Below are 18,733 nucleotides of genomic sequence, written 5' to 3' on the forward strand. Positions count from 1 at the left end.
ATACAGCGCCCCGTTTATACCGGGCGCTGTTCTAACGCTAAACGAACGCCAAATACCACCAGCACCACACCGGTGGCGGCATTGAGCGTTTGTGCAAAACGCGCGCTGGCCAACCATTTACTTGCCCCGCCCACCATTAGCACCACGCTAATTTGCCAGATATTAGCAATCACGAAATGAACCCCTGCAAGCCATAATGATTTCAGCAATGCTGGGTCAGAAGGCGAGATAAATTGGGGTAAAAATGCCATATAGAACACCACGGTTTTGGGGTTCAAGACATTAGAGAGCAACCCTTCTTTAATAGGTTGCCAAAATGGCACTGGTGAGCCACTTGTCATCACACCTTTAACAGGCAAGGGAGTGCCACGCCGCGCCGCTAGCAGGCTGGAGACGCCCAGCCAAATCAAGTAAGCCGCCCCCACCAGTTTTAGCATATGAAATGCCCAGGCCGACTGCAGTAGTATCAATGAAATACCCAACGCTGAAATAGTGGCGTGGACAAATAACCCGCAGCAAATAGCGATACTGGTTGCAACGCCATCACGAACACCGCCGCGGGCAGTGTTGCGGATGACGAGCAGCGTATCAACGCCAGGGCTTATTGATAGTAGCGTTATCGCTACAAGGAACGAGACAAACTGAGCGTCGATAAAGCCGATTTGCATCATGATTTAAAACCCGCCAAAAGTTAAAAAATCCTAAGCCCGCAGCTGGACGTCTGAATTATTTGCTTCTACATTAATTTTGGCAGGCGTTCGCAATGAATGCTTGCCCAATTATTAAGCATGTTAAGGATATGCACGATGGCAACTGGCACTGTCAAGTGGTTCAACGAGACCAAAGGTTACGGCTTCATCTCTCCTGATGACGGCGGTGACGATCTTTTTGCCCATTTCTCTGAGATTCAAGCTGAAGGTTTCAAGACCCTGCAAGACGGTCAAAAAGTCAGCTTTGAGGTAACACAGGGTAAAAAAGGCCTTCAGGCTTCTAACATTCGTCCGGTCTAACACCAGAGGAATAAAACAAGACCCGCTCAAGTTGCGGGTCTTATTCGTATTCGTTGATTATGAACGCCTATTACTCCTGATCGCGCTCAGCTTCTGGCTCCTCACTAACGCTGTTCATACTGTCATTATCCATACTGTCACTATCCATACTTTCACTGATCGGTTGCTCACGCTCGAGGGCCTCAAACTGCTCTTCTAAACGCTTTTGCGCTTCTTCAAAACGTCGCTCAGTGTCTTCAAGCAGCGCATCTACGTCGGTGGCTTCCAAATTATCATCTAAGTCAGATGCAGCGGGTAAGCTGGACTCCGTTTCCCAACTGGGGGCTGGAGCGTCACCATCCATCGGCTCCAAGGTCGGTGTCTGCTGCTCGACTTCCTGAAACTGCTCATCTAAGCGACGCTGGGCTTCTTCAAAGCGGCGCTCAGTTTCAGCAATAACGTCATCGACATCTGAACGAGTGGTTTCACCCGGCATAGCACTGGCTTCATCGAGTGCATCTTCCGGGTCAGCCGCAAGCGTGTTTTCATCCGCCTGCACCTCTTCGTTATTGGACGGCGTTACAACTTCCGACCCATCATCACTGTCATCTTTGAGCGCCTCTGCTTCCTCTAGCTGCTCTGTCGCTTGAGGCGCTTCAGCACCTTCTTCGCTATCATCCGCACTAGCGACTTCATCTGCCTCTTCGCCACCCTCTTCAGCAGCAGGCGCCTGTTGAGCATCCACGTCACTGCTAGCGGCGCCCTCTTGATTTTCTGTCGTGGTATCTTCCTGTGCATCGCCACAGGCACTTAGCAGCAGCGCGAGACTGGCCAGTAGCGGCATCCAAAAGCGATTTACCATTGGATTTCTCCTTAACAGTGCTTCAAATAAATAACATTTAGTGGCGATCATTAGCCGTCAATAATGAGCAACCTTCCGGCAGCAGCACTTTCAGCGCCAGTGGCACAACTTCGACGCAAAATCGCTCGTAGCGACGCGCCTCTCCGTCTAAGGTTAACGGCCAAGGCTCGTCAGATGGCTGAGTCGTCACTGACAGCTCGCTGGCAGTAAAATAACGCACGAAGCGGCCGTCGGCAGGGAACTGCTGCAGTTCATTTAACAACCTCGGCAACTCTGTCGCTGATGAAAAGTCCTTCACCAATAGCACATCGAAACGGCCATCGTCGAGCTTAGCCCTTGGCGCTAAGACTTGCCCGCCGCCAGATTGGCGGCCATTACCCAACGCAAGAAGCAACAGCGATACGTCTTGCTGCTGATCCCCCCAGTGCAACGTGCCGCAATAACTACGGTGCCGCCATGCTTTCAAAGCCCCCATTAGGGAGTATGCGCCACCGCCTAACATGCGCTTTAGCGTTTTGGGGGTCGATGAGGTAATTTCAGCGCCAAATCCGCCGGTTGTCATGTTGACGTAATAGCTAATCGCTTTTTCTGAGCCTGACTGAGCGGTCATTCTGATCACATCAATCGGCGCTGGAGACAAGTACCCTGCGGCTTTAAGCGCTGGCCCTGGCTCCAGCGGCAAACCCAGGGAGGTAGCAAAATCGTTGGCACTGCCTAACGGCACAATGCCTAGTGCCGGTCGCAAATCATAGGCAATCCGCATGAGCCCGTTAACCACTTCATTAACGGTGCCATCGCCACCGCAGGCAATCACCCGCGTAGCGCCTAGCTCTACTGCTTGGGCAGCGAACTCAGCGGCATCGCCACCTTCCCAGGTCGCACGTACAATAATCGACATCCCTGCCTTGCGCTGCTCTTCAACTGCTTCGCGCAGCGCCGGGTTACCGGCAGACTTACCGTTAATAATCAGTAAATTGTGCTGCTGTGTATCTGTCACCGGCGCATTCCCTCTCCATGGTTAGTTCGCAGGCTTGCCTTATGCCAGCGCTTTCTCAACGACTTCAAATACGTTTGAAGATAAAGGCTCCTGCTTAATACGCACAAGCTCATCACGCATTAACTGTTGACGCTCTTCGTCGAAACGCTGCCAACGGGTTAACGGTGTCACTAGGCGTGCGGCTATTTCGGGATTGAGGCGATTTAGCTCAATGACCACGTCGGCTAACAGCGCGTACCCTTTGCCATCTAAACGATGGAAATTAATCCGATTTTGAGCAAATGCTCCGATCAGGGCACGCACTTTATTAGGATTCTTAATTGAAAATGCCGGGTGCTGCATTAGGTATTGAACACGCTCCAAAACATCTGATTGCGGGCGTGACACCTGTATGGTGAACCACTGATCCATCACCAACGGGTCATGTGCCCATTTTTCGCCAAATGCTTTCAATGCGGGAGAGGCAATATCATCACGGTTGCTATGCACCAACAGGGTCAGCGCATGACGAACATCGGTCATGTTATGTTCCGCAGCAAACTGCGTTTCGCAAAACGCAACTCCCTCTTCGTCCTCAATCGCCATTAAATACGTTAAGGCGACGTTTTTGAGACTACGCTGGGCGATCTGTTCAGGCGTTGGCGCATAGGGTTCATCGCTTTGGTTCGCTCTATAAACGGCGACAAATTCATCACGCAGCGCAACAGCTAGCGACTGGCGCACAAATTCGCGAGCGGCGTGTATGGCGTCCACATCGACAATCGGCTGCTGCTCGGCAATATAAGCTTCAGAGGGTAGCGTCAGCATTTCTGCCAGTACCGCTTTATCGCTCATAGAGCCGGTAAGGAGCACTCTAAAGGCTTCCACAACACGACTATCCATGACCTTTTCAACACCATTACGGTGTGCAGCAATCAGATCATCTAACGCCAGCATAGCAAGCCGCTGACCCGCATCCCAACGGTTAAAGCCATCGCTATCATGCGTCAGCAAAAACGCAAGATCTTCGCGTGAATAGGGAAAGTGTAGCTTCACGGGTGCAGAAAAATCACGCAGCAGTGAAGGAACAGGCGCTTCAGCAACATCACTAAAGACAAACCTCTGTTCATCTTCAGTAAGATGAATAACAGCGTCGCTACCTAGCTTCTCACCTGACAGTGTTAGGGTCAGGTCCTGCCCCGACTTGGTGCCCACTAGCCCCATACGTATGGGAATGTGTAACGGCAGTTTGTCGGCTTGCCCTGGGGTTGCGGGGGTACGTTGGCGCAGAGTGAGGTGATACTCCCCATGAGCATAGTCGTATTCACCGTGCGCATCGATTTCAGGCGTGCCTGCCTGGGAGTACCAACGCATAAATTGGCCAAGGTCGACATCAGATACTTCGGCCATGCAGCCCACAAAGTCTTCGATGGTCACTGCCTGTCCATCAAAACGTTCAAAATAAAGGTCTGAGCCACGGCGGAAGTCTTCCCAGCCCAGTAAATTACGCAGCATGCGCACCACCTCTGCGCCCTTTTCGTAAATCGTCAGGGTGTAGAAGTTGGTGATTTCAATAAAGTGATCTGGCCGGATGGGATGCGCCGTCGGCCCTGCATCTTCGGCGAACTGAGCAGTGCGGAAAAACGACACGTCTTGAATACGCTTAACGGGAGCCGAGTTGGTATCGGCGGAAAAACACTGGTCACGAAATACAGTAAAGCCCTCTTTTAACGAGAGTTGAAACCAGTCACGGCAAGTCACTCGATTGCCTGACCAGTTGTGGAAATATTCATGGGCAACAATCCCTTCCACATTTTGGAAAGCCGCGTCTGTCGCAGTACTAGGATGAGTTAATACCGCCGCGGAGTTAAATATATTAAGCCCTTTGTTTTCCATTGCCCCCATATTGAAGTCATTCACCGCCACAATCATAAACAGGTCAAGATCGTATTCGCGGCCATAGGTTTGTTCGTCCCACGCCATAGCACGCTTAAGGGACGCCATGGCATGTTCGGTTTTATCTAGGTTCTCTTGCTCGACCCATAACTGCAGCGCCACATTGCGACCACTCACGGTCTCAAAAGAATCTTCTACTTTATGTAAATTACCGGCGACTAAAGCGAATAGATAGCAGGGTTTCGGGTGCGGATCTTCCCAAGTCGCAAAGTGGCGACCATTCTCCAACACACCTTGATCAATAGGGTTACCATTGGCGAGCAGCACCGGCTCACTGGTGGCATTACCTATTACTGTTACCTTAAAAGTGGCCATCACATCAGGACGATCGGGGTAATAGGTAATTCGCCGAAAGCCTTCTGCTTCACACTGAGTGCAATACATGCCGTTAGATTGGTATAGCCCTTCCAAGGCAGTATTGCTACTGGGAGAAATCTCCACCTCACTCTCTAGTATGAAGGTCTCAGGCACATCCGCTATGTGCAGCACCTCATCCGTTAACTGATACGCAGTATCAGACACAGGGCTGCCATCGATAGCGAGTGATATCAGCGTTAGATGCTCACCGTTAAGTACTAACGGCGCCTGTGAATCTGTGCTTGGATGACGCTCTATTTGCAGGCGCGCTTTCACGCGAGTTGCTGCAGGGTCAAGATCAAACGTCAGCTCGGTATGGGTAACTTGGTAGGCGGGCGGCTGATAGTCGCTTAAATAAACCGGCTGCGGATCAGACATAGTGCGTGACTCCTGTAAGCTTATAAATTATTTGATGAAGCAGCGCCTAACGCTGCACCATCGTATGACTGTCGACCGAGTTAATTAATCACGGAAGTTATCGAACTGTAACGGTAGCTCAGGCCCCTCTTCACCACGTAAAAGCGCCATTACGCTCTGAAGATCGTCGCGCTTTTTACCCGTAACGCGCACTTTTTCACCCTGAATCTGAGCCTGCACTTTTAGCTTGCTGGCTTTGATACGCTTAACCACATCTTTTGCTTCAGCCTGATCAAGCCCTTGCTTTAGAACGACCTCCTGGCGGGCTTTCACGCCAGACAACAGCGGGTCTTGAATATCCATACAACGGGCATCAATCCCCCGCGCGATCAGTCGATTGCGCAACACATCAAGCATTTGTTTTAATTGGAAATCAACCTCGGCCTCAAGCTGAACTTTCTCTCCTTCAAGTGAAAAGCTGGCGTCAACACCTTTAAAATCAAAGCGCGACTGCACTTCACGATTTGCTTGGTCGACAGCGTTAGACGCTTCGTGCTGATCAAATTCTGACACAATATCAAATGAGGGCATGGCATCGTTCCTAGTAAGACATGACCCACTATTCTAGAGCAGCTAGCCCCCAACCGGCCAATTTCTTACATAATGTGTCTGGCAGCGCTAATGTTGGGGTCTCAAAACCGAACAGAATCCTCCATTAGCTATACAAGACTTAACCACAGCAATATTAAATTGGCGCTGGATGAATTAACCTAGCCATCATTGACTTAATCACTTACCGATGGACACCGACCATGAGCGATCGCGATGCACGCCACAAAGCGTCGATGGAAAAACTGAAGGCCCGCGTTGACGAGAAAGTGGCCAACGCTACCGAGCAGCGTGGGCTGTTACTAATCAATACGGGTAATGGCAAAGGTAAGACCACTGCCGCTTGGGGCACCGTCACTCGCTCGCTTGGCTATGGCTACAAAGTTGGTGTCGTACAATTTATCAAGGGATTATGGGAGTGCGGTGAACGCAATCGGCTGGAAGAAGACGCAAATCTAACTGTTGCCATCATGGCCACGGGCTTTACTTGGGATACCCAGAATCGCGAGTCAGATACCCAAGCTTGCCAAGCAGTATGGCAAGAAGCTGAAAAAATGCTCGCAGACCCAGCGACTTACCTTGTTGTCCTGGATGAAATTACTTACATGTTGAAATTTGGTTATTTAGATATTGATACAGTTAAGCAAGCACTGATCAATCGGCCGCAGGAGCAAACGGTGATTATTACCGGGCGCAATGCTCATCGAGATTTGGTGGCAATGGCAGATACAGTGACAGAAATGCAAGAGGTACGGCACGCGTTTAACAATGGTCTGCAAGCCCGTCGCGGCATTGATTTTTAGTTCTAATTCAGTCAATTAAAAGCAGAAGGGGGCGATTTAGTCGCCCCCCTTTTTTACCTGCTCATTTTTAACTACTCAATTTTTTCGGCTACTCAATTAGCTCAGCAACTTACAAACACACAAATGATTCATGCATGAATGCTAGCTTACCCTTCAAAAGGGTTGCGCAGGATAATGGTTTCCATACGGTCAGGGCCAGTTGAAATAATATCAATACTGGTACCTACCTGCTCTTCTAAGAAGCTGATGTAAGCACGTGCGTTGGCAGGCAGATCCTCAACCTTCTTGGCACCCAGGGTAGATTCTTTCCAGCCCGGCAGATCATGGTACAACGGCTCAACTGCTTCGTAGCCTTCTGAATCAATTGGATTATCCAGCACATCGCCATCTTTACTACGATAGCCCACGCACACACGAATATTCTCCAGGCCATCCAAAACATCAAGCTTGGTTAGGCAGATACCAGAGACTGAGTTGATCTGCACTGCATGACGCAATGCCACGGCGTCAAACCAGCCGCACCGGCGCGCGCGGCCAGTAGTTGCTCCAAACTCATGTCCACGCTCGGCTAGGTGACGGCCATGGTCGTCAAACAGCTCGGTCGGGAATGGGCCAGAGCCAACGCGGGTGGTATAGGCTTTGGTGATACCCAATACGTAGTCCAGATAAAGCGGGCCAACACCTGAACCGGTCGCCGTTCCGCCTGCGGTGGTATTAGAGCTGGTGACGTAGGGGTAGGTACCGTGATCAATATCCAGCAGCGAGCCTTGAGCACCTTCAAACAGAATGTTCTGACCGGCTTTTCGCAGATCGTGCACCATACTAACGGTGTCTGCGACCATCGGACGTAGCTCTTCGGCCATCTGCATAGCACTATCCAGCACTTCCTGGAAGTCCACCGCCGGCTCGCCGTGATAGTTCACCAACACAAAGTTATGGTAGTCCAACACCTCACCAAGCTTCGAAGCGAAGCGCTCACGGTGAAGCATATCGCCTAAACGCAGACCACGACGGGCAACTTTATCTTCGTAAGCCGGCCCGATACCACGACCAGTGGTGCCGATCTTAGCAATGCCGCGCGCTTTTTCACGTGCTTGGTCTAAACGCACATGGTAAGGCAGGATCAACGGACAAGCCGGTGACAAGCGCAGGCGCTCTCGTACCGGTACGCCCTTCTCTTCAAGTTCACGGATCTCTTTGATCAGCGCTTCAGGCGACAATACTACGCCATTACCGATCACACAGGTCTTACCTGGACGCAGCACACCAGAGGGAATCAGGTGAAGAACCGTTTTCTCACCATCAATCACCAAGGTATGCCCTGCGTTATGACCGCCTTGAAAGCGCACCACTGCTGAGGCCGATTCGGTGAGCAGGTCAACAATCTTGCCTTTGCCTTCATCACCCCATTGGGTACCCAGGACTACGACATTCTTACCCATTATGCACTCGTCTCTTGTGTCAGGGTCATTGTCTGCCAACGACCGTCAATAAACTCAAGACGGCGGTCACAACTGTGCTCCGCCGGCCCAGTACGCTGCCCAGGCAGCGCTTGAATCACGCGTTCACCCTGCTCACGCAGCGCAGCAATGGCAGCGTTAAGCGACTCTTCTTCTTGGGCAGGCGCCCAAACAGCCCCCTGGCTGGGTGAAGCCAGCGCCAGAGATGCCAATTGTTTTAAATCCATAGAAAAACCGGTCGCCGGACGCGCACGCCCAAAAGCACGGCCAGTGTCATCATAACGCCCGCCTTTGGCCAATGCATGGCCATAACCAGGCACATAGGCAGCAAACATCATACCAGTGTGATACTGATAACCACGCAGCTCCGCTAAATCAAAATAGAGCGAAACGTCAAAGCGCGCCAATACGCCTTTATAGAGAGCTTCCAACTGGTCAAGTGCCGCCCTCACCGGCGCGGGGGCACCAGCAAAACGATCTCGCGCTTGCCCTAACACACTTGCATCACCATGCAGCTCACCCAGCGCTATCAGCATATCTGCCAAGGCTGGGTCGCTGACACTGCGATGAACGAGTTCAGCTAACTGGCCCGGCGATTTGAGCGCCAATGCTTCAAACAGCGCCCGCTCCTGCTCATCGCTAAGCGCAGCTGCCTCAACAAGGCTACGATAAATGCCAATATGGCCCAGCGCCAGATGAATTTCATCAGCGCCCGCTGCTTTTAAGCTGGCCAGCGCCAAATGAATAATTTCACTGTCAGCTTCTAAACCTGCGTGACCAAACAGCTCGACCCCTACCTGCACAGGGCTTCTTCCCCCCTGGTGCTGGTCGGCTTTTGCACGCAGCACATTCGTGCAGTAGCACAATCGAACTGGCCCTTGCCGCTTCAGGGAGTGGGCATCCATACGCGCCACCTGAGGAGTCACATCGGCAGATGCGCCCATCATTCGACCCGTTAGCTGGTCAGTTAATTTAAACGTCTGAAGATCTAGATCGGTACCGGTACCCGTAAGCAAGGAGTCCAAAAACTCCACCGGCGGCGGCATTACTTGGTCGTAGCCCCAGCAATGGTAGAGATCAAGCAGCGCACGGCGCAGCTCTTCCATGCGGCTTGCCTGAGGCGGCAGCACCTCATCCATGCCGTCGGGCAATAGCCAGCGGTCAGCGATGGTCATGTGAACAATCCTGCGAGACAATGAAGGCCCAAACAAGCAGCTACATCATGACGCGTTATAGGCGTTCATGGACAAGCGCTAGTGAAATGAGGGCCACAAAAAAACCGGGCGACGCCCGGTTAATTAAGTCTATCACGTTTGTGCGCCAGATGAACCCCGCTAGGTTTGCATAACCTTGCGGGGCTAGGCACGCATATGACTACTCGTCGTTACTAGGAACCGCACTACGCAAATAGCGGAAGAAATCGCTATTCGGCTCCAGTACCAGCAGGTTGTCATCACCCGAGAAACTTTCACGATAAGCATTCAAGCTGCGCCAGAAAGCAAAGAACTCCTGGTCCTGGCCATAAGCCTCGGAGAAAATTGCCGCGGCTTCTGCATCGCCTTCACCGCGCAGCGTTTCAGAACGCTCATTGGCTTGGGCGAGCAGTACCTGACGCCGACGATCAGCATTAGCGCGAATACGTTCAGCCTCTTCCTGACCTTGGGCACGCCATTCACGAGCTTCACGCTCACGCTCAGAACGCATCCGCTCAAATACCGCTGCCGATACATCTTCTGGCAAATCGATACGCTTGATACGAATGTCACGTATCGCCACACCAAGCTCATCACGCATCAGCTCATCTAGCTCAGCGGTCGGCCCGGTCATCAGATCATCGCGACGTTCGGCAATAATTTCCTGAAGGTTCAAGCGACCAAACTCGTTACGCAAGCTTTCGTCTACGCGCGGCTGAATCAGGCGAATCGCCATCATTTCATCGCCTGCCGTCGCTTCGTAGTAACGCGTGGGGTTGACCACCTGCCACTTAACGTAAGAGTCGACAATAACCGCTTTCTGCTCAAGGGTCAGATAACGACTGGTATCGGTATCAAGGGTCAGCAGGCGCGTATCAAATTTACGAATCGTTTGCGCGATCGGTATTTTGACATGCAGTCCAGGCTGAATATTCTCTTCGATGACTTCACCAAAACGCAGCTTAACGGCACGCTCGGTTTCATCCACGACATACAGGCTATTACTAGCTAGCCAAGCCACTGCGGCCAAGCCACCTACGATTAGCAGGGATCGATTATTAATCATTTAGCGGCCCTCCCTGCGAATGGGGTTACTTGATGACGAGGAGGATGAGCTACTCTGGCTTCCCCGCAATGAATCAAGCACACGCGGATCAATCGATTCACTACTACTATCACCACTATTGCTAGAAGAAGTATTGCCGCCAGCAGCGCTACCACTACGCATTTGATCTAATGGCAAATACATCAAAGGCGCATTTTCGCTAACATCCAGTAGTACTTTAGGAATATTGCCAAAAACGTCTTCAATTGCATCCAGGTACATACGCTCGCGCATAATCTCAGGCGCGTTGCGATATTCGGTCAACAATGCGTTAAAGCGGTTAGCTTGACCTTGCGCTTCAGCTACGACTGACTCCCTGTAACCTTGACCTTGCTCGACCACACGCTGCGCTTGACCTTGAGCCGCTGGGATAATGGCATTGGCATAGGCCATCCCCTCGTTGATCGTACGCTGCCGATCTTCACGTGCACGGATAACATCATCGAATGCATCGATTACGGGTGCAGGCGCGGAGGTCGACTCAATGTTAATTGTCTGTAGACGAATACCAGCACCGTAAGCATCCAAATAAGATTGCAGGCGGCTTGCCACAGAGCTACCTAAAATTTCACGACCCGACGTTAAAATGTCGATCATGTCCGTGCCACCCACAACGTGGCGCAGGGCGGAGTCCAAAGCATTCTCGATAGAAAGCGCCGGATCACGTACGTTCAATACGAAGTCGCGGGGATTAGCCACTTGATACTGAGCGGAAATTTCCACTTCTACGATATTTTCGTCTCGAGTCAACATAGACTGCGTTTGGGAAACTGACCGAACACGGGTCACGTTCACCATACGAACATCGTCAATTAGCGGCGGATTCCACTGCAGGCCTGGGTCAACAATGCCCTGATATTCACCAAAACGTAGCACGACGCCACGCTCAGACTGGTCGACCAGATAAAAACCGGATGCGGCCCAGATAGCTAAAGCGACAACGACCAACAAACCAGGTAGCGCAAACGAGTTACGTGGTTTACTACCACCGCTTTTGCCCCCCCCGTTACCACCACTGCCTTTCTTGCCACCGCCACCCAGCATTCCGTTTAACTTATCTTGGAATTTCTTTAGTGCTTCATCGAGGTCGGGCGGACCTTGATTATTGCCACCATTATTACCTCCACCATTACTTCCACCGCGATCACCGCCGTTATTACCACGTCGGCCACCACTGCTCCAGGGGTCGTGCTGGTTGCCACCACCAGGCTCATTCCAGGCCATACTTCTTCTCCACTAAGGTGTTCACCTGCACTTAGCCTTGCCGTTAGCAAGGCCGGTGCTTTTAATATTATTACTATATAAATCTTGTACCATACTTCCACCCGAGTTCACATAGGATCTCACATAGCCAAACTTACTTATATTTAAGCTCATATAGGCGATGCAGCCTACTTAACTACCACTCTTCAATTTCGCGTAAAGCGACGGGTAAATAGGTATTGGCACGCTCACCAAGTTGAGCCATGAGCTGATTAAAATCACGTCTAGGCAAGCGCACGTCCAAAACAGATTGCCCTTGCTCATCAAAATACTCTTCTCGAACTGCATTCAACTCATGCAGACCTGCACGCAGCTTACCCTGCTCCGGAGACAGTGTAAGCGAGAAGCCAATAACGTCATTTGCTAAACGCTCGGTTAGCGCCTCATGCAGTAAATCAAGGCCTTGTCCCTGCTGAGCCGAGAGCCACACAACCTCAGGAACACCGTGGCCATCGCGCTCAATTCGCGGCGCACTATCAAGACGATCGATTTTATTCATAACTTTGAGAACTGGCACGCTATCAGCGCCTATCTCTTTTAACACACGATCGACTTGCTCAACGTTGGCATCACGATCAGGGTCAGCAGCATCTATTACATGCACCAACAACGATGCTTCCGCAGCCTCTTGAAGCGTTGCCCGGAAAGCTTCAACCAACTTGTGAGGCAGATGGCGAATAAAACCTACGGTATCGGCCATCACCACAGGACCAACGTCTTCAATTTCGAGGCGACGAAGTGTGGGGTCAAGCGTGGCAAATAGCTGGTCAGCCGCGTACACCTCGGCATTGGTCAGCGCGTTAAACAGCGTCGATTTACCGGCATTGGTGTAGCCAACTAATGAAACGCTGTGAATCTCGGCACGCGAACGGGCGCGTCGGTTCTGGTCACGCTGACTGCGCACTTTATCGAGCCGTTTGTGAATAGACTTAATGCGCCCGCGCAACAAACGGCGGTCGGTTTCTAGCTGCGTTTCACCAGGACCACGCAAACCAATACCGCCCTTCTGGCGCTCTAAGTGGGTCCAGCCGCGTACTAGGCGAGTGGACATATATTCAAGCTGAGCAAGCTCGACCTGGAGCTTACCCTCATGGGTTCGTGCCCGCTGCGCGAAAATATCGAGTATTAAACCGGTACGATCAAGCACTCGACACTTGAGCTCATGCTCAAGGTTGCGCTCTTGGGAGGGGCTTAGGCTATGGTTGAAGATCACCAGTTCTGCTTGGTGAGCTGCGAGCATGGCTCGCAGCTCCTCCAATTTACCTGACCCGATAAACGTTCGGGAGTCAGGGCGCTGGCGACTAGCAGTGAGTAATGTCGCGGGCTCTGCGCCAGCAGAGCGCACGAGCTCTAAGAACTCACCCGGGTCTTCACGTGCTTGCTCATCATGAAAATCAACGTGAACAAGTACTGCCGTTTCACCGGCATCTGGGCGCTCAAAAAACAATCAATACCTCGTGGACTCTCTAGCTATCCAACGGTGTTAGATGTCCGCGTCAGGCGCGGCGGGATCTTGTGCCGGCAAACGCACGTTGCGCGAAGGCACTACCGTGGAAATAGCGTGTTTATAAACCATCTGGCTGACGGTATTGCGCAATAAAATGACAAACTGGTCAAATGATTCAATCTGGCCTTGCAACTTAATGCCGTTCACCAGAAAAATAGAGACCGGAATGCGCTCCTTGCGCAAAATGTTCAGGTACGGGTCTTGAAGGGACTGCCCTTTGGACATGTTGCTCTCCCTAAAACTGTCGTTGGGGTTGGTTATAAATGGCGCGCCCTACTGGTGCTGCGCCGCAATCTTGTTGCCCGAAAGGCCTGGGGTTGTCTAAAGAGCCAGCCGGCCACTCGAAAACACTTGCTTACGAAATCACTATCTTACGCTAAGCACCGCTTTCACGCACGAATTTCAGCACCTTATCCAATACGTCAGGCTGCTGTGAGTCTACCCACGTCAGCGACGGCCAACTTCTTAACCACGTAAGCTGCCGCTTAGCGAGCTGACGAGTTGCTATCACGCCACGCTCAATTAACTCGTTTTCGTCATACTTACCGTCTAAATAATCCCATACCTGACGATAGCCAACACTTTTCATTGCTGGCAAGCCAAGATGGATATCAGTACGTTGTTTGAGGGCGGCGACTTCATCTATCAAGCCCTCAGCCAACATTGTTTTAAAACGCACTGCAATACGGTTGTGTAGCAACTGGCGATCACTCGGGGCTAATGCTATCGACATCACCCGCCAGGGAAAGGTTTCCGGCTGCTGCTCCGCCCACAGCTCACTCATAGGGCGCCCACTTACATAATATACTTCAAGCGCACGCATTAAGCGCTGTGGATCATTAGGATGTATGCGCTGCGCGGATTCGGCATCCACTTCAGCCAGCATACGATGAAGTGCTGCCAACCCTTCATGCTGCCGAATAGCTTCCAGCCGTTGCCGTATGGCGGCATCCGCGGCGGGCAAGTTAGCAACGCCCTCCACCAGTCGCTTAAAGTAGAGCATCGTTCCGCCAACCAATAATGGCACGCTGCCTGCCGCGCTGATTTGCCGCATCTCCTGCAGCGCATCTTCACGAAAATCAGCGGCCGAATAGGGCTCAGCTGGGTCGCGAATATCAATCAGACGATGCGGAGCGCGCGCCAACTCGGCAGCACTCGGCTTGGCACTGCCAATGTCCATTCCACGATATACCATCGCGGAGTCTACGCTGATCAGCTCATGCCCCAGACGCTCATGCAGGGCCATCGCCGTATCGGTTTTACCAGCGGCGGTGGGGCCCATTAGGAAAATTGCCCAGGGGCGTGTGTCAACCATCTGCTCTTAGCACTCCGTTCGTTGTCTTAACTCACCACGCCGCTACTGTCCACGCAAGAACAGGCGGTCGAGTGCTTTCATGCTCATTTGCGTCCAGGTTGGACGGCCATGATTGCACTGGTCGCTTCGTTCAGTGCGCTCCATATCCCGCAGCAAGGCATTCATTTCATCAATGGTTAAGCGTCTATTTGCACGGACACTACCATGGCATGCCATGGTCGACAGCAGCTCATGAATGCGTGCCTCAACCTGATGGGTTCGGCCAAACCGCGACAGCTCTTCGAGCATTTGACGTATCAGGGCTTCTGGATCTGCCTGAGCCAACAGGGCTGGTAATTGCCGGACTAGCAAGGTTTCCGGCCCTGCCACGTCCAGCTCAACGCCTAACTGAGCAATAGCATCACGCTCACTTTCAGCGGTTGCCACTTCGGCGCGACTGGCAGCCAGGGAAACTGGCACCAGCAACGGCTGTGTATCAATCCCGTCGGCGGCAGCCAGCTGGTTTTTCATGCGCTCGTAGACGATCCGTTCGTGAGCGGCGTGCATGTCTACGAGCACCAACCCCTGCGCATTCTGCGCCAAAATATAAACACCATGTAACTGCCCAAGCGCAAACCCCAACGGCGGTGCCGAGGTCGCATCGTGTTCAGGCATCGCCTGTGGAGCTTCGCGCACTTCTGTCGCTTTTGATGTATTAATGCTTGGCGCACTCGGCTGCGGCGTTAATAGCGATGCTTCATGATCCGGGTGCAGCGCCTGGTAGCCCTGCATAAAACGACGCACTCGTTCTGCCCCAGGGTGGCGCTCAGGCGAGTCTGACAGCGCCATCCCTTGCTGCTGCCAACGGGGAGCAGGCGTTTGATCGCTGGCCTCATTAGTGTTGCCCGTGACACCTGCCTCCGCTATTTCACCTTCATGCCCATACGACGTACCCTGCTCTTCTTCAGCAGGCTTAGAAGCAGCAAGGCAGTGGTGCAGGCTAGAGTAAAGAAAGTCATGCACCATCCGCCCATCGCGAAACCGCACTTCATGCTTCGTTGGATGCACGTTGACATCGACGACATCAGGGTCAAGTTCCAGGTAAAGCACAAATACGGGGTGGCGGCCGTTATACAACACGTCGCGATAAGCTTGACGAACAGCATGAGCGACCAAGCGGTCACGAACGACGCGACCGTTAACAAAAAAGTATTGCTGATCCGCCTGAGAACGAGAGTGAGTGGGCAAGCCAACCCAGCCACTAATTCGCAACCCACCCGCTTCACGCTCAATGTAGCGGGCATGCTCAATAAAGTTTTTACTCAACAGAGAAGCAATGCGCCGCTCGCGTGCGACGGGCGTCACACCCGGCGGCAATTGGTGCACCACTTTCTGATTATGACGCAGTACCCACGCTACGTCGTAACGAGATAACGCCTGGCGACGAAAAGCTTCCTCAACATGGGCAAATTCTGTTTTTTCGGTGCGTAAAAATTTGCGCCGCGCAGGTGTATTAAAAAACAGATCGCGTACCGCGACACTGGTACCACGGGGGTGAGGCGCAGGCGTTACCCGCGCTTCCATACCACGCCCCTCCGCGACGACACGCCATCCTTGGCGGGGGTCCTCTTCAGCATTAGAGATTAGCTCCAGCCGCGAGACAGAGCTAATCGAGGCCAACGCCTCACCACGAAACCCCAACGAACTCACGCCTTCCAGATCTTCAAGGCTATTGATTTTGCTGGTCGCATGGCGAGCAAGCGCCAAGGGCAAATCTTGTTCGCCAATACCAATACCATCGTCGCGCACTTTAATAAGCCGAGCGCCGCCTTGCTCTATCTCCACTTCAATTCGCTGACTGCCAGCATCAATGGCATTTTCAATCAGCTCCTTCGTCACCGACGAAGGTCTTTCGACAACTTCTCCCGCAGCAATTTGGTTCGCTAGGCGCGGGTCAAGCACATGAATACGCGTTGGCGAAGAGATCAATTCAGACAACCGTCACCTCGGAAACTTATGATCATGAACGTGGAATGCGTAGCACTTGACCAACACGAATCACGTCACCGTTAATATCGTTGGCCTGCTTCAGCTGATTCACTGGCACACCATGGCGTACGGCAATAGCTGACAATGTATCCCCCGACCGGATACGGTACTCGTTACCGCTCGGACGACGCTGATTATCGCGCTGCCACGCTAATAGACTTGCTGGCGGCGGATTACGCTCGAAGTGATCACGCAAACCACTAAAGATAGCCGTTGATAACGCACGCTGATGGGCCGGATCACGCAGGCGGCGCTCTTCATCAGGGTTAGAAATAAAGCCAAGCTCGATCAGTAGCGACGGAATATCGGGCGACTTAAGCACCATAAAACCCGCTTGTTCAACACGAGACTTGTGGAGACGGTTGACACGGCCTAATTGGTCGAGGACTTGACCACCAATCGACAGCGAATCATTTAACGTTGCCGTCATCGTCAGGTCTAGCAACACACCTCGTAGCACTTGATCTTTGTCACGCAAAGAAAGACTGCCGTCAACACCACCAATCAAGTCGGAGCGATTTTCGCTATTCGCCAGCCATTGGGCAGTTTCAGACGTTGCGCCTCGCTGGGAAAGTGCATAAACAGAGCTTCCCTGGGGTCGCGGACTGGTAAACGCATCGGCATGTATCGATACAAAAAAGTCGGCTTTCTGATCCCGAGCAAGCTGTGTGCGCTGACGCAGCCCCAAATAGTAATCACCATCGCGGATGAGTACCGCTTTAAAGCCACGTGTACCGTTTACTTCTGCGGCAAGGCGTCGTGCAATCTCCAGCACGACATCTTTCTCACGCGTTCCAGCAGGACCTATCGCGCCAGGATCTTCACCGCCATGCCCAGCATCGACAGCAATAATAATATCCCGCTGAGGATGCGGTTGAGCTGGCTGGACGGCTGTCGCCGTTGGTGCAACTGTTGGCGGCACGACCTCTTCAGCAACCACTTGCCCCTGTGACTGGGCCTGAGCCTGGGTGTTAGCCCTTTGGGCAAGGATTTCTTGATCGCGAATCATCGCCTCTATCGGATCAATGGGGTTTTCGACCGCACTCTCGCCAGGATACTCAAGATCGACTACCAAGCGATGCCCATACTGGTCGTTGGGTGGCAATGAAAAGTGGCGTGGGGATATGTCGCGATTAAGTTCCAGAACAACGCGAAGCCCCCCACCGTCCCGAACCCCCGTTCGTACTTCATCGATGGCGCTTCCATCCAGTGGCAGCGTAGATACATCGGTGTCTAAGTAACTTTCATCAAGATCAATAACTAACCGAGATGGGTTATCAAGGGAAAATACATTAGCATTTGCTGCTGCCGTCAAATCAAACACCAAACGCGCATGGTCAGGAGCCGCCCACAAGCGCATGCTTTCTACCGTTGCCGCTTGCAGCGATGAAGCACCTGCCGCCATAAGAACACAGCCAAGCGACACGTTGCGTGCCAGATAGTTTAGTGCACTGGTTATAGCCATTGAATCACACCACTTTCAAGCTTTTCACTGCCATGCTTGCTAACCATCTCGCTGATCACCCGTTCACCCAAGTCAGTTTCTGCGGCTAGCGTAACCAAGCGGCCAGGATCAGCTACCTCCAGCGCCACTCGCAAATCAGGCGCTGGGAGCCAACCTTCACCTCGGCTCGGCCATTCAATTAAACAGAGCGCGTCATCGGCAAGCACATCTCGCCCGCCGATAAACTCAAGCTCCTCTGGATCTGCTAAACGATACAAATCTAAATGATAAATCCGCTGCGCCCCCAGCTCGTAAGGCTCTACCAGGGTATAAGTAGGACTTTTAACCGCCCCCTGGTAGCCATAAGCGCGCAATATACCACGCGTTAATGTTGTTTTTCCTGCGCCTAAGTCGCCCTCTAAATAAACGCGCCCGTGACCTTGCAGCGCCTGCCCTAATGCCTCACCAAAGGCAACGTGAGACACTTCATTATTCAATTGCACTTGCAT

Annotated in this window: 17 protein-coding genes; 2 read left to right on the plus strand and 15 right to left on the minus strand. The window is 52.3% G+C overall.

The features are described from left to right. Nucleotides 1-14: 14 nt before the first annotated feature. Nucleotides 15-671 carry a LysE family translocator gene (locus IR195_RS12805; RefSeq protein WP_206047731.1) on the minus strand — a complete coding sequence of 219 codons (657 nt, stop codon included), beginning with the start codon at nucleotides 669-671 and terminating at the stop codon, nucleotides 15-17. Nucleotides 672-806: 135 nt separating this feature from the next. On the opposite strand from IR195_RS12805, the gene IR195_RS12810 reads away from it, so the two are divergent. Next, nucleotides 807-1,010: a cold-shock protein gene (locus IR195_RS12810; RefSeq protein ID WP_009721950.1), complete on the plus strand. Its 204-nt coding sequence runs from the start codon at nucleotides 807-809 to the stop codon at nucleotides 1,008-1,010. A 70-nt stretch (nucleotides 1,011-1,080) separates the two neighbouring features. On the opposite strand, the gene IR195_RS12815 is transcribed toward IR195_RS12810, so the two are convergent. The 4 genes from IR195_RS12815 to IR195_RS12830 all read right to left on the minus strand — a co-directional run bounded on the left by IR195_RS12815 (nucleotide 1,081) and on the right by IR195_RS12830 (nucleotide 6,088). Then, nucleotides 1,081-1,851: a prolipoprotein diacylglyceryl transferase gene (locus IR195_RS12815; RefSeq protein WP_206047732.1), complete on the minus strand. Its 771-nt coding sequence runs from the start codon at nucleotides 1,849-1,851 to the stop codon at nucleotides 1,081-1,083. 37 nt (nucleotides 1,852-1,888) lie between these two features. Further along, entirely contained in the window at nucleotides 1,889-2,848 is a 960-nt protein-coding gene (gene yegS, locus IR195_RS12820; RefSeq protein ID WP_206047733.1) for a lipid kinase YegS, read from the minus strand. Between the two features lie 39 nt (nucleotides 2,849-2,887). Then, the gene (pepN, locus tag IR195_RS12825) at nucleotides 2,888-5,518 is read right to left on the minus strand and encodes an aminopeptidase N (protein ID WP_206047734.1); all 2,631 of its coding nucleotides are present in this window, start codon (nucleotides 5,516-5,518) and stop codon (nucleotides 2,888-2,890) included. 84 nt (nucleotides 5,519-5,602) lie between these two features. Then, complete coding sequence (locus tag IR195_RS12830) at nucleotides 5,603-6,088, minus strand: YajQ family cyclic di-GMP-binding protein (RefSeq protein ID WP_125749226.1); 486 nt, start codon at nucleotides 6,086-6,088, stop codon at nucleotides 5,603-5,605. A gap of 221 nt (nucleotides 6,089-6,309) precedes the next feature. On the opposite strand from IR195_RS12830, the gene cobO reads away from it, so the two are divergent. After that, nucleotides 6,310-6,909, plus strand: a complete 600-nt coding sequence (gene cobO / locus IR195_RS12835) for a cob(I)yrinic acid a,c-diamide adenosyltransferase (protein WP_125749230.1) — start codon at nucleotides 6,310-6,312, stop codon at nucleotides 6,907-6,909. 146 nt (nucleotides 6,910-7,055) lie between these two features. Here cobO and IR195_RS12840 read toward each other — a convergent pair whose 3' ends face one another. The 10 genes from IR195_RS12840 to tsaE all read right to left on the minus strand — a co-directional run bounded on the left by IR195_RS12840 (nucleotide 7,056) and on the right by tsaE (nucleotide 18,733). After that, nucleotides 7,056-8,351 (minus strand): adenylosuccinate synthase, encoded by a 1,296-nt coding sequence (locus tag IR195_RS12840; RefSeq protein WP_125749233.1) that lies wholly within the window; start codon nucleotides 8,349-8,351, stop codon nucleotides 7,056-7,058. Beyond that, nucleotides 8,351-9,544, minus strand: coding sequence for an ATP phosphoribosyltransferase regulatory subunit (locus IR195_RS12845; protein WP_125749236.1), 1,194 nt, complete (start codon nucleotides 9,542-9,544; stop codon nucleotides 8,351-8,353). The genes IR195_RS12840 and IR195_RS12845 overlap by 1 nt, the downstream gene beginning before the upstream one ends. A 199-nt stretch (nucleotides 9,545-9,743) precedes the next feature. Then, entirely contained in the window at nucleotides 9,744-10,628 is an 885-nt protein-coding gene (hflC, locus tag IR195_RS12850; RefSeq protein WP_125749239.1) for a protease modulator HflC, read from the minus strand. Then, nucleotides 10,629-11,891, minus strand: a complete 1,263-nt coding sequence (gene hflK / locus IR195_RS12855) for an FtsH protease activity modulator HflK (protein ID WP_171880196.1) — start codon at nucleotides 11,889-11,891, stop codon at nucleotides 10,629-10,631. It abuts the gene before it with no gap. A 175-nt stretch (nucleotides 11,892-12,066) separates the two neighbouring features. Then, nucleotides 12,067-13,377 (minus strand): ribosome rescue GTPase HflX, encoded by a 1,311-nt coding sequence (hflX, locus tag IR195_RS12860; RefSeq protein ID WP_125749242.1) that lies wholly within the window; start codon nucleotides 13,375-13,377, stop codon nucleotides 12,067-12,069. A 36-nt stretch (nucleotides 13,378-13,413) separates the two neighbouring features. Next, the gene (hfq, locus tag IR195_RS12865) at nucleotides 13,414-13,662 is read right to left on the minus strand and encodes an RNA chaperone Hfq (protein ID WP_009099947.1); all 249 of its coding nucleotides are present in this window, start codon (nucleotides 13,660-13,662) and stop codon (nucleotides 13,414-13,416) included. A 151-nt stretch (nucleotides 13,663-13,813) separates the two neighbouring features. After that, nucleotides 13,814-14,752 (minus strand): tRNA (adenosine(37)-N6)-dimethylallyltransferase MiaA, encoded by a 939-nt coding sequence (miaA, locus tag IR195_RS12870; RefSeq protein WP_206047735.1) that lies wholly within the window; start codon nucleotides 14,750-14,752, stop codon nucleotides 13,814-13,816. Nucleotides 14,753-14,794: 42 nt separating this feature from the next. After that, a complete protein-coding gene (gene mutL / locus IR195_RS12875; protein ID WP_423250111.1) occupies nucleotides 14,795-16,729 on the minus strand; it encodes a DNA mismatch repair endonuclease MutL in 1,935 nt (644 codons plus the stop codon). A gap of 22 nt (nucleotides 16,730-16,751) precedes the next feature. Next, nucleotides 16,752-18,185, minus strand: coding sequence for an N-acetylmuramoyl-L-alanine amidase (locus IR195_RS12880; protein ID WP_240645195.1), 1,434 nt, complete (start codon nucleotides 18,183-18,185; stop codon nucleotides 16,752-16,754). A 50-nt stretch (nucleotides 18,186-18,235) separates the two neighbouring features. Next, the gene (gene tsaE / locus IR195_RS12885; RefSeq protein WP_125749251.1) at nucleotides 18,236-18,733 is read right to left on the minus strand and encodes a tRNA (adenosine(37)-N6)-threonylcarbamoyltransferase complex ATPase subunit type 1 TsaE; all 498 of its coding nucleotides are present in this window, start codon (nucleotides 18,731-18,733) and stop codon (nucleotides 18,236-18,238) included.

Origin of the sequence: Vreelandella venusta (genome assembly GCF_015689495.1) — a bacterium.
GTDB classification, from domain to species: domain Bacteria; phylum Pseudomonadota; class Gammaproteobacteria; order Pseudomonadales; family Halomonadaceae; genus Vreelandella; species Vreelandella venusta.

What these genes read in the sequence shown, in the direction of transcription:
- IR195_RS12805 (WP_206047731.1), bottom strand. Translation starts at nt 671, where the DNA reads ATGATGCAAATCGGCTTTATCGACGCTCAGTTTGTCTCGTTCCTTGTA.
- IR195_RS12810 (WP_009721950.1), top strand. Translation starts at nt 807, where the DNA reads ATGGCAACTGGCACTGTCAAGTGGTTCAACGAGACCAAAGGTTACGGC.
- IR195_RS12815 (WP_206047732.1), bottom strand. Translation starts at nt 1,851, where the DNA reads ATGGTAAATCGCTTTTGGATGCCGCTACTGGCCAGTCTCGCGCTGCTG.
- pepN (WP_206047734.1), bottom strand. Translation starts at nt 5,518, where the DNA reads ATGTCTGATCCGCAGCCGGTTTATTTAAGCGACTATCAGCCGCCCGCC.
- IR195_RS12830 (WP_125749226.1), bottom strand. Translation starts at nt 6,088, where the DNA reads ATGCCCTCATTTGATATTGTGTCAGAATTTGATCAGCACGAAGCGTCT.
- cobO (WP_125749230.1), top strand. Translation starts at nt 6,310, where the DNA reads ATGAGCGATCGCGATGCACGCCACAAAGCGTCGATGGAAAAACTGAAG.
- IR195_RS12840 (WP_125749233.1), bottom strand. Translation starts at nt 8,351, where the DNA reads ATGGGTAAGAATGTCGTAGTCCTGGGTACCCAATGGGGTGATGAAGGC.
- IR195_RS12845 (WP_125749236.1), bottom strand. Translation starts at nt 9,544, where the DNA reads ATGACCATCGCTGACCGCTGGCTATTGCCCGACGGCATGGATGAGGTG.
- hflC (WP_125749239.1), bottom strand. Translation starts at nt 10,628, where the DNA reads ATGATTAATAATCGATCCCTGCTAATCGTAGGTGGCTTGGCCGCAGTG.
- hflK (WP_171880196.1), bottom strand. Translation starts at nt 11,891, where the DNA reads ATGGCCTGGAATGAGCCTGGTGGTGGCAACCAGCACGACCCCTGGAGC.
- hfq (WP_009099947.1), bottom strand. Translation starts at nt 13,662, where the DNA reads ATGTCCAAAGGGCAGTCCCTTCAAGACCCGTACCTGAACATTTTGCGC.
- miaA (WP_206047735.1), bottom strand. Translation starts at nt 14,752, where the DNA reads ATGGTTGACACACGCCCCTGGGCAATTTTCCTAATGGGCCCCACCGCC.
- IR195_RS12880 (WP_240645195.1), bottom strand. Translation starts at nt 18,185, where the DNA reads ATGGCGGCAGGTGCTTCATCGCTGCAAGCGGCAACGGTAGAAAGCATG.
- tsaE (WP_125749251.1), bottom strand. Translation starts at nt 18,733, where the DNA reads ATGCAAGTGCAATTGAATAATGAAGTGTCTCACGTTGCCTTTGGTGAG.